Source organism: Sphingomonas sp. Ant20, from assembly GCF_000783375.1.
Lineage (GTDB): Bacteria > Pseudomonadota > Alphaproteobacteria > Sphingomonadales > Sphingomonadaceae > Sphingomonas > Sphingomonas aerolata.
Map to the genome: position 1 here is coordinate 1 of NZ_JRVI01000196.1, position 1,480 is coordinate 1,480.

The window sequence follows — 1,480 nt, forward strand, 5'->3', positions numbered from 1 at the left end:
CGCGACGACCCCGCGCCGACCCCAACCCCGTCGCCTCAGCCCGTCGCCGCAGCCCCGGTCACTGCCGCCGTGCCCGCCAATGCGTCGGCTGCCACATCCAAATCGTCCGCCAAGCCGCCGGTCTGGGACGTCATGCAGCCGCGTGGACTAAAGACGCGCGAGGTCGCCCTGCGTGTCGACGAGGGCAGCTGGATGAACGTCGACGTCTCGCCCGACGGCCGGCTGATCGCCTTCGATCTGCTCGGCGACCTCTACACCATGCCGATCACGGGCGGCACGCCGCGACGCATCGCCGAGGGGCTGGCGTTCGAGCATCAGCCGCGCTTCTCGCCCGACGGCCGCCGCATCGCCTTCACGTCGGACCGCGGCGGTGGCGACAATATCTGGGTGATGAACGTCGACGGCAGCGACAAGCGCCAGGTGACGAACGAGGATTTCCGCCTGCTCAACCAGCCGAGCTGGAGCCCGGACGGCCGGTTCATCGCCGCGAAGAAGCATTTCACGACGGGCCGCTCGCTCGGCACGGGCGAGATCTGGCTTTATCACGTCTCGGGTGGCGGCGGCGTCCAGCTCGTCAAGCGCGCGAGCGAGGTGCTGCAGAAGGAACTGGGCGAGCCGATCTACGCGCCCGATGGCAAGAGCATCTTCTACACGCGCAACATCTCGCCCGGCCCGATCTTCGAATATGCGCAGAATTCGCGCACCGACCTGTTCGATATCGAACGCTATGACGTCGACAGCGGCGAGGTCAGCACCGCGGTCTCCGGGGTTGGCGGCTCGGTCCGGCCGACCCCGTCGCGCGACGGCAAGCGGATCGCCTTTGTCCGGCGCGAGAACAACGTCACCAAATTATGGGTGAAGGACTTCGCGACCGGCGTCGAACGGATGATCTATGGTCCGCTCGACCGCGACGTGCAGGAGGCATGGGCCGTTACCGGGGTCTATCCCGACATGGCCTGGACGCCGGGCGACACGGCGATCGTCTTCTGGGCGGGGGGCAAGCTGCGCCGGGTGGCGCCCGACGGCTCGGGCGCGGCGGTGATCCCGTTCCGCATCGACGATACGCGCGTCATCGTCGATGCGGTCCATCCGCAGGTCGCGGTCGCACCCGACCGGTTCGCGACGAAGATGCCGCGCTGGGCCAGTGTCTCGCCCGATGGCCGCACCGTCGTGTTCGAGACGCTCGGCAAGCTGTGGACCAAGCCCGTTGCGGGTGGCACCGCGACGCGGCTGACGCGCGGCGCGGACGAATTCGAACTGTTCCCGAGCTGGTCGCGCGACGGCCGCCAGATCGTGTTCGTCGGCTGGACGGACACGGGCCTCGGCCAGATCCGGACGATCGCGGCAGGCGGCGGCTTGCCCCGCACCGTCACGACCGTCGCCGGCCATTATCGCCGCCCGCGCTTTTCACCCGACGCGCGCACGATCGTGTTCGAACAGGGCCCCGGCGGCGGGCTGACCGCGGCGCGGGGCAATCCAG

General features: G+C 69.3%; 1 pseudogene. It reads left to right on the top strand.

From position 1 onward, the window contains the following. Positions 1-132 precede the first annotated feature (132 nt). Positions 133-1,480 (top strand): annotated as a pseudogene (locus NI18_RS17905) (LpqB family beta-propeller domain-containing protein); the annotation flags it as partial.